Source organism: Patescibacteria group bacterium (genome assembly GCA_028707065.1).
In the GTDB taxonomy this organism is placed as follows: Bacteria; Patescibacteriota; Patescibacteriia; order Patescibacteriales; family WJLG01; genus JAQTUZ01.
In genome coordinates this window covers 8146-15876 of record JAQTUZ010000023.1, presented here as the reverse complement: position 1 = coordinate 15876, position 7731 = coordinate 8146, and the positions used below count along the sequence as shown (strand labels likewise).

The 7731-nt window shown below is 44.3% G+C and carries 7 protein-coding genes; all 7 read left to right on the top strand.

The window, feature by feature from the left end; translation table 11 throughout:
* Positions 1-596: hypothetical protein (locus PHE24_06165; protein ID MDD4902690.1), on the top strand; the 596-nt coding region annotated here is incomplete at its 5' end.
* Between the two features lie 25 nt (positions 597-621).
* Positions 622-1995 (top strand): hypothetical protein, encoded by a 1374-nt coding sequence (locus PHE24_06160; protein MDD4902689.1) that lies wholly within the window; start codon positions 622-624, stop codon positions 1993-1995.
* Between the two features lie 64 nt (positions 1996-2059).
* Positions 2060-2698: a hypothetical protein gene (locus tag PHE24_06155; protein ID MDD4902688.1), complete on the top strand. Its 639-nt coding sequence runs from the start codon at positions 2060-2062 to the stop codon at positions 2696-2698.
* A 45-nt stretch (positions 2699-2743) separates the two neighbouring features.
* Positions 2744-3112, top strand: coding sequence for a hypothetical protein (locus tag PHE24_06150; protein ID MDD4902687.1), 369 nt, complete (start codon positions 2744-2746; stop codon positions 3110-3112).
* Between the two features lie 272 nt (positions 3113-3384).
* The gene (locus PHE24_06145; protein MDD4902686.1) at positions 3385-4746 is read left to right on the top strand and encodes a CAP domain-containing protein; all 1362 of its coding nucleotides are present in this window, start codon (positions 3385-3387) and stop codon (positions 4744-4746) included.
* A gap of 359 nt (positions 4747-5105) precedes the next feature.
* On the top strand, positions 5106-6041 hold the full coding sequence (locus tag PHE24_06140) for a hypothetical protein (protein MDD4902685.1): 936 nt from the start codon (positions 5106-5108) through the stop codon (positions 6039-6041).
* Positions 6042-6497: 456 nt separating this feature from the next.
* On the top strand, positions 6498-7731 hold a 1234-nt coding region (locus PHE24_06135), incomplete at its 3' end, for a hypothetical protein (GenBank protein ID MDD4902684.1).

The window sequence follows — 7731 nt, the reverse complement described above, 5'->3', positions numbered from 1 at the left end:
TCGCGAATTATAATGGCAAAATTGCCACGGAAATGATGACGCCCTATGCTGTTTCTAATAATTTGAGCGCGCAAGTGGCCGCTTACCCGCTTGCCTTAACCAATCGGAAACCGGAATTTTCTCTTTATAAAAAAGCAAAAACTATTATTTATGCCGCGTTCGCCAGCTCCAAGACAACCTCCTGTCCGTTGGCGCCGGTGATTTCCGCCTCTGATACTCCGCTGCAAAATTCAACCCTCCCGGGAACGGCGGCAAAAACTTGGCCGCAAATGAATTTTGAAAGGGCGGTCCCGGCTCAGTTGATCAACGACAAGAGCCGGACCATCCACAATGAATTGCTGCCGATCTTGAACCAGCTTTATGATAATAAAGTTAAAATGATCGATAATATGGGCGGAGCGATGCTGAGCTATGTGTTCAGCCGGGTTGTCACCAAAGAAGATGTGGTGGCGGTGAAAAAATATCTGGAAGGCTTGGGCTATAAGACGCAGGATGAAGGGATAAAACAATTGACGATGTATAAGCCGGGTTATTTCCTGGTGATGACTTTTTCCGTAAACAATCTCGACAAGGCGTTTTTAGACGTGACCTATTGATTTATTTTTTAATAAATAAAAAATTATGAAAAACAAGTTCGCTAAGATTTTAATTATTCTGGCCGTCCTGGCAGTTCCCGTTTTTTTTCTCCCGGCGATCGCGCGGAATGCCGCTAAAGCCGAATCCGCGCCCGCTCTAGGCGATGCCAGCATCGATTATAATCAATATTACGCGGAGCTGCAAAAAAAATATGCGGAAAATGGCATGGCTTATTCCGGCGGAGCGGCTGGCAGTTTTCCCGTTTTACCTGAAATAACCGAAGAACAAAGGCAGAATATGGATCGAATGTTGAAAATGCCGGTGGGGAAAATGAACCCGGATATTTGGCTGAAGATAAGCTCTCAATGGTCTTGTTTGATGGAAACCAAGCAAATAAGCGACAAAAAGCTCAGCGAAGAGCAGCTGGCCGAGATCGTTGCTCCTTATGGCGTGACGGGCGAAGAATACGTGGCGTTTTATCTGCAAATGATGTCGGGCAAATTAGATACGAGCAAATTTGAAAATTATAACGTGGATATTTTTTCCGAAAAAACAAAAAAAGATTACGAGGATTTGAAGAAAAATAATTGCCGGGTGGCAGGCGTTGGCAAAAAAAAGGCGCCGGACATTGCCAGCTCAACGGCCGCAATGACCGATGCCATCTGGTTTGAAACAACCGCGCGCATCCGCTGCCTGGACCGGATATCGCTCTCTTTCACTAAATATGAATTAAACCGGATTTTCGGAGAATTCGGAGTTACCGTGGCGGAATATAACGTCTATAACAGGGAGATGATGAAAAGATTAGAGGCGCTTGTTGCTAAAGACGAAAATTTATGGACGGATAGCGACACGGCGCTGATTTTGCAATACCGGGATTTTAAGACTCGCTTAGAAACGCTGAAGAAGAATAATTGCGTTTTAGACGATGGCAAGCCGATTTCCGAGGAATATGCTCCGCCGCCCGGCTGGGACACGGACAAATGCGGTTTATTCACCTGCGATACTTGCTATAGAGTGACCGACAGCAGCTCTTTTTGGGAAAAATATCGCTGCAAAAGTTTATGCTCCGGCTGTCCGGTCGGCACGCCGCCGGTCAAGATTGTTACCAATTGTTTCGGGTTTTGCTCGCTCGCGGCTTGTCCGGACTATGCCGATCAAATCACCGGCACTTGCGCTCTGGAGAAAGTTTGTACTAAATGCGGATTATGGAATCTATTTAAATGTTGTAAAGAAAAAGAAACTGTCTGCTGTCAGCCCAAACCGAAGCCGGTGTGTTCTTGCAGTATAAAAACATGCCCAGCGGGTCTCACGTCGGAAGGAGAGAAAGATTGCCCGGGAGGAACGGAAAAATACAAGTGCGGTCCGTTTAAATGGTTTACTTGCAAAAGAGCGGTGAGCGGAGTTTGCTGCAAATAAAAATTAATTAAGCGCGGTTGCTGTTGAATGTGCTTAAAAACATTTGCTGGCAATCCCTAAAAATATGGACAAAAAAACAAAAACAATCGTGATCGTGGTGATCGCTGTCGTGGTTCTGGGCGGTTTGATCTACGGCTACAATCGCTGGCGCCAGCAGCAGCTTGCTAACCAGATTTTAAAAAGCATGTATGGCGTTGATGCCGGTTTATTGGGCGGCTTGACCGGAGGCAAAGTATCGGAGCAAGTAGCCAAACAGATCGCCCAGCAGGCGGCGCAAGACGCGTTACAAGAAAAAAATGATGCGGCCAAGGAAGCCGCGAAAACTCCGCAAGATAAATATAACGCCACCGAAGAAATGCCGACTTATGACGCTAATTCTAAGGCCGCGGTTGAGGAAGCAAAAAGTATTATAGAAAAGGCGTTTGGCAAAACCAAATTGACTTCTTTTTACTCCAACAATTATGGTGCCGATAACTTCATCGCCAGCTCAATGGAATTCACAATCGCCCGCCTGACGACGGGAGCGGACTTGGGCGAACTTAACAAGGCGCTCACCGATAAGGGCTTGCCGATTATCCAAAGCGGCATCTCGGATAAAACCGCCACTATAATGGCCGGCAGCGACGAAACCGCCACGTACTCCTTTGGTTTTGAAATTGGCGGACAGACCGTGAGCGCCAGTACTATGAACACCAGCCAATAATTTTAATCAATTTATTCATATATTTAATTTTTTAATTTAATTTCTATGGAACAAAACACACCAGCGGGACAAAACGCTCCCGCTCCGCAAAACGCACCCGCCTCAGGCAGCGGCAAGAATACGGCGATGGCGGTCATTGCCTATATCATTTTTTTCATTCCGCTTTTGACCGGTGACGCCAAGAAAGATTCGTTCGTGAAGTATCACACCAAGCAAGGATTGGCCTTGTTTCTATTAGCGGTGCTGATAAACGTGGTGGATTGGATTATGCCGTTCTATTTTTGGATGTCGATCAATTGGCTCTTAAGCCTGGGACTTTTGGTCTTGCTGATCATCGGCATCAGCAACGCGGTGTCGGGCAAAGAACAGCCTTTGCCGCTCATCGGCCAATTTTCGGATATGTTCAAGTTCTAAATCCGGAAGATCCGCTTGAAATAAAAAGGCGTTTGATTTGAAAAAAATACAGCGAAGTTCAAAGGGATGATTAGATTTAATTGATCTTGGGTGATTTTGATTGGCAGGGATCAGCATAAAAACAGCGGGGCGATCAAGCCCCGCTTTAGCTAAAATCTTGCTAAAATTTTACAGTGAAATGCCTCTAATTTTACCGCCGGATAACAGGGCGCTAAGATATTGACTAATGTCTGAAAAAATGTTACCATTTAGTTTCCTAAGAAAAATTAATTATGGCGAAAGAGAAAATCGAACAACATAGCGACAAGGACTCGGACGGCGACGGTTTGAGCGATTGGGAAGAGATCAATGTTTACGGCACTGATCCGCACGATCCTGACACCGACGGCGACGGAATGAATGACGGCGATGAAGTATCCTTAGGCCGAAATCCTCTCGGGCCGGGCAAGCTCAAGGATTTTTTTATTCCGCACCAGGGCAATAATTACCAGCCCCATTCGCTTCATCCCAAAAGAATTATTTTTCACGCCGTTTCCGTGATCGCCATCAAAGCGATCGTGGTTGTTTTTGCCGTATTTTTTCCTTTAAGCGCCTGGCTGACGCCGGACCTCGCGCTGGAGCAGAGCCGGAAAATTATTTCGCTCACCAACGATATCAGAAAAAATTTAAATCTGACCGCGCTCAAAGAAAATCAAAAATTAGATCAGGCCGCCTATGCCAAAGCGCAAGATATGATGCTCAAACAATATTTCGCCCACATTAGCCCGGAGAACAAAGGATTGGATTATTGGCTGGCTCAAGCCGGCTATAAATACGCCGTGGCCGGAGAAAATTTGGCCATGGGCTTTTCAACTCCTGCCGATGTTATGGCCGCCTGGCAGGATAGCCCGACGCATTACGCCAATATTATCGATCAGGATTTTTCCGAGATCGGCGTCAGCATGGTTGAAGGTAAATTCAAGGGGACGGACACTAATTTAGTCGCGCAATATTTTGCCGCGCCTTCCAGCGCCGTTTACGCCTTAGCGCAAGCTCCCAAAAAAGTCGGAACAGCGGCTAAGCCCGCCAGTTCGGAAAAGAAATCGGTAATCCCGACCAAAAAAACCGTCAGTCCGGTCGTTGACCAGCAAAAAACCAATGTTGTTTTGGTAAAAACTCCGGTCAAAAACGAACAGGCCATAAAAGTTGAAGCCTATCTGGCCACCGGCACGGCCGCCGCCACGGCGGTTTTGGGCGACACCCAGATTGCCTTGCAAAAAGATCAAACCCAGCCGGACAAATGGACCGGCTCGGCCGTTGTCGCCGCTTCCACTCAAAATCAACCAACCCAAGCTCCCGCCGCCATCGCCGCCACCGATACTGCCGGCTCAACCGTCGTTTCCGATATCAACCAGCAAAATATCCAGCCCCGCCAAGTCAGCCCCTTAGAGCAATATTTTTTCTTCAAAAATAATCCGAACGAGGCTTTGCAAACTATCTTCGACATCAGCTCGCTCTATTTCAAAATAATCTTGCTTCTGGCGATCATTTCTCTCTTGCTCAACATTTTCATCGAAATAAAAAAACAGCACCCGCACTTAATCGCGTCCGGCGCCGGCTTGGTCTGTCTTTTAGTTTTGTTGATTGTTTTCTAAAATTTTTCTTAACTTTTGTCAAGATTGTCGAAAGTCGGTGTCTGCGCTATATAGTATCTTCACGTCGTCTGTCAAGTTTTTTTAATAAATTTATTTAATATAAAGCCATTTCGGCTCCTTAGTTCCGAACGGGGCCGATAAGCCAGAGTTCCCCTGGTCAAGCTTTTGAGCTTGACTTTTGCTTGCTTTTTTATTATTTTTGTGTTATATTTTTATTCCCCTCCTGCCAGAGGAGGGGTTAGGGGAAGCCTTCCTCGATTACAATGGTAAATATTGCCAATTTTTTGTTTAAAACACTAAAAGGGCCTGTCGCTGATACTTGTTCATTACAATTAACAATATAAAGAAGAGGTGAAAAAATGAAAGCATCAATTGTCGTATTATTGTTTTTGTTCATCAGTTGTTCGAAAAATCCAGTAGCGCCGGTTGAACATACCTTTTATTCCGGTGATATTTCCAGTGATTTTAGTATTTTGGTAAAAACGACTAATTACTATGATATCGGCGAAGGCGCAGAAGTAGGAGTCATCGTCGGTATGAAAACTATTTTTACCATCAAAGACAAAAGACCGCGCAGTGTCCGAGAGACTGATCGAATCAAAACGATTAGCTATTGGAAAAATAATTCTTTACTTTCTGATACCGGCAAACAGGCGCTCATGTATTTTGACGAGGGGAGAACCGATATAGCGGTAGAAATTACTACCGTGAATGGCAGCTTTATCATCAATGCTTATATTTTTGGCATGAAGGGTGAAATACCGAAACCTTTAACAGTTGGAAATTTCCCCCGAGGCGTTCTATGTTCAGACAGATCAATCCAAGAAGAGCTTGTTCTATTGGAGGAATATCTTGCGCTAGACTCGGCTGGCTGGGTAACAACAACCGTTAGCCGCTTCGCTTCCGGTTATTGGCATATGAATCGTTATAACATCAGGGGAGCATCTGAAAATGGCATCTCCAAAAGAATGTTTGAGTTTATAAATTCAAACATAGATAGCGCAAAATATGCGAAGGCGATTGATTGGGCTTATTTAGCCATTATGTTTTCAAGCGCGGTGAATCCGGATTCAGTGGAACCGTTTTACCTGCGATATATTATTGAATCACCGCACTTAAACAAAGCCGCTGAAAACAGTCAATCATTAGATTTGCTGGCGAAAAGAGATCATGATGAATTTATTAATCTTGTTTATGATATTATAAACAACCCGTCTTCATATGCGGATAAGTCGGCGATGGACAGTGTAAGTTTAGTTGATATTGCCCTGGAAAAAAGAAATAGCTTGCCCTGATAAACATGGGCTGGCAAGCAAAGCGCGACCAAGTGGTTGCGCTTTTTTTAAAATTGTAATTTCAAAGGATCGTTTTTAATAAGGGTTTTCTGGAGACTGGCAAAATACTTGCCTTTTTGATGTGTTCGTAATGTTTCTGGTTTTCCCTATAGCGATATTATATATCGCCAAGTGTTCGGCTTCAAACGTGAATACGGGATAATAAGCGGGTAGTGAAAATTAAAAAATTCGCTACCTCTTTTTTACGGTAAAAATATAAAATAATTTAGAAATTATAAGAAGGCAGAATCTTGTCTGTTTGGAATAATTATTTTAACGATTATTGTCAATATTGCTAAAAGAGGTTAAGTGTGGTAATAGTATAGCACTGTCGTTCATGGAAATTATTTAATAAATTTATTTAATATAAAGCCATTTCGGCTCTTAAAAATCGAATGGCTATTTAATTTTAAAAATATGAATCTCGCGCCAAAATTAAAAAGTCAATTGCTTTCAAGCAAACTGATTTTCGCGCTGGCCGCTGCCATTTTAATGGGCGGTTTTTTTGTGGCCAACAATGCCTTAGCGGCAACCATAAACAGCACGCAAACCGGCAACTGGAGCGCAGTTAGTACTTGGGCACCAGTTAATAGAACCGGAACCATTGCTTATAATAGTGGCTCCGCGGCAGTTACAGGAACCGGTACTTCATTTACAACGGAGCTTGCCGTTGGCAGCACTATTATAACAACCGGTCCTGGCATTACACGTACCGTTGCCTCTATTATTGATAATACTCATTTAACCTTAACGGCGAATTCAACCCGAACTCAAAGTGGTAAGTCTTTTACGGCGCAAGTAGTTCCGTTCTCTGGCGACAATGTTAATATCGATAGTGGTGACACTGTAACCGTTGATGATAATTACAACTGCGCTTCTCTGGCCTTCCCGTCAGATAATGGTTCATCGGCTTTAGTAAGCATAAATTCCGGAAAGATACTGACGGTTTCAGGAAGCATTACGATTCCTAGAGCAAACAGCGGTCATACCAATACTATGGCTGTTGGTGCTGGTAATTTAAATGCCGGAAGCATTGCTTTTACAAACGGTGGCAATACTCAAAGACATTTTTTAACAATTTCCACGGGAACTGTTACGGTTACTGGCAACATTACTCAATCTGGTAGTAATGGTAGCGCCTCAATCACATTTACGGGCGCTGGGCTTTTAAGATTGGGTGGCGCATTTTTGACTTCTAGTACTGGCACATTTACGCCAAATACCGGAACAGTAGAATATAATGCGGTAGGCGCACAGACGGTTGGAAACTTTACTTATAACAACTTAATACTTTCCGGCAGTGGCGCGAAATCCATAGTGACTGGTACTACAGTCGGCAATAATTTATCTATTAGCGGGACGGCAATAGCTAGTATTGGTACGGGACTTAATATAAACGTAAACAGCTTGACACTGGGGGGCGCCAATAAATTTTCCGGAACTTGGGGGTCTACCACCTCAAACGCGGCTCATAAAGACAATACTTATTTTGCGGCGACGACCGGCAAACTTAATGTTGCTATTGGACCTTCCGATCTTTCCGCTCTTACCGCCGAGATTGGCGTTGCGCAAGCCGCGGTTTCTGCCGCTGTCGTCGGCGAAGCTCCCGGCCAATATACTCAAGATTCCGTGGACACTTTGAACGCCGCCA

Bases quoted from the DNA above. Each gene is read 5' to 3' on its own strand.
- PHE24_06160 (MDD4902689.1), top strand. From the start codon at position 622: ATGAAAAACAAGTTCGCTAAGATTTTAATTATTCTGGCCGTCCTGGCA.
- PHE24_06155 (MDD4902688.1), top strand. From the start codon at position 2,060: ATGGACAAAAAAACAAAAACAATCGTGATCGTGGTGATCGCTGTCGTG.
- PHE24_06150 (MDD4902687.1), top strand. From the start codon at position 2,744: ATGGAACAAAACACACCAGCGGGACAAAACGCTCCCGCTCCGCAAAAC.
- PHE24_06145 (MDD4902686.1), top strand. From the start codon at position 3,385: ATGGCGAAAGAGAAAATCGAACAACATAGCGACAAGGACTCGGACGGC.
- PHE24_06140 (MDD4902685.1), top strand. From the start codon at position 5,106: ATGAAAGCATCAATTGTCGTATTATTGTTTTTGTTCATCAGTTGTTCG.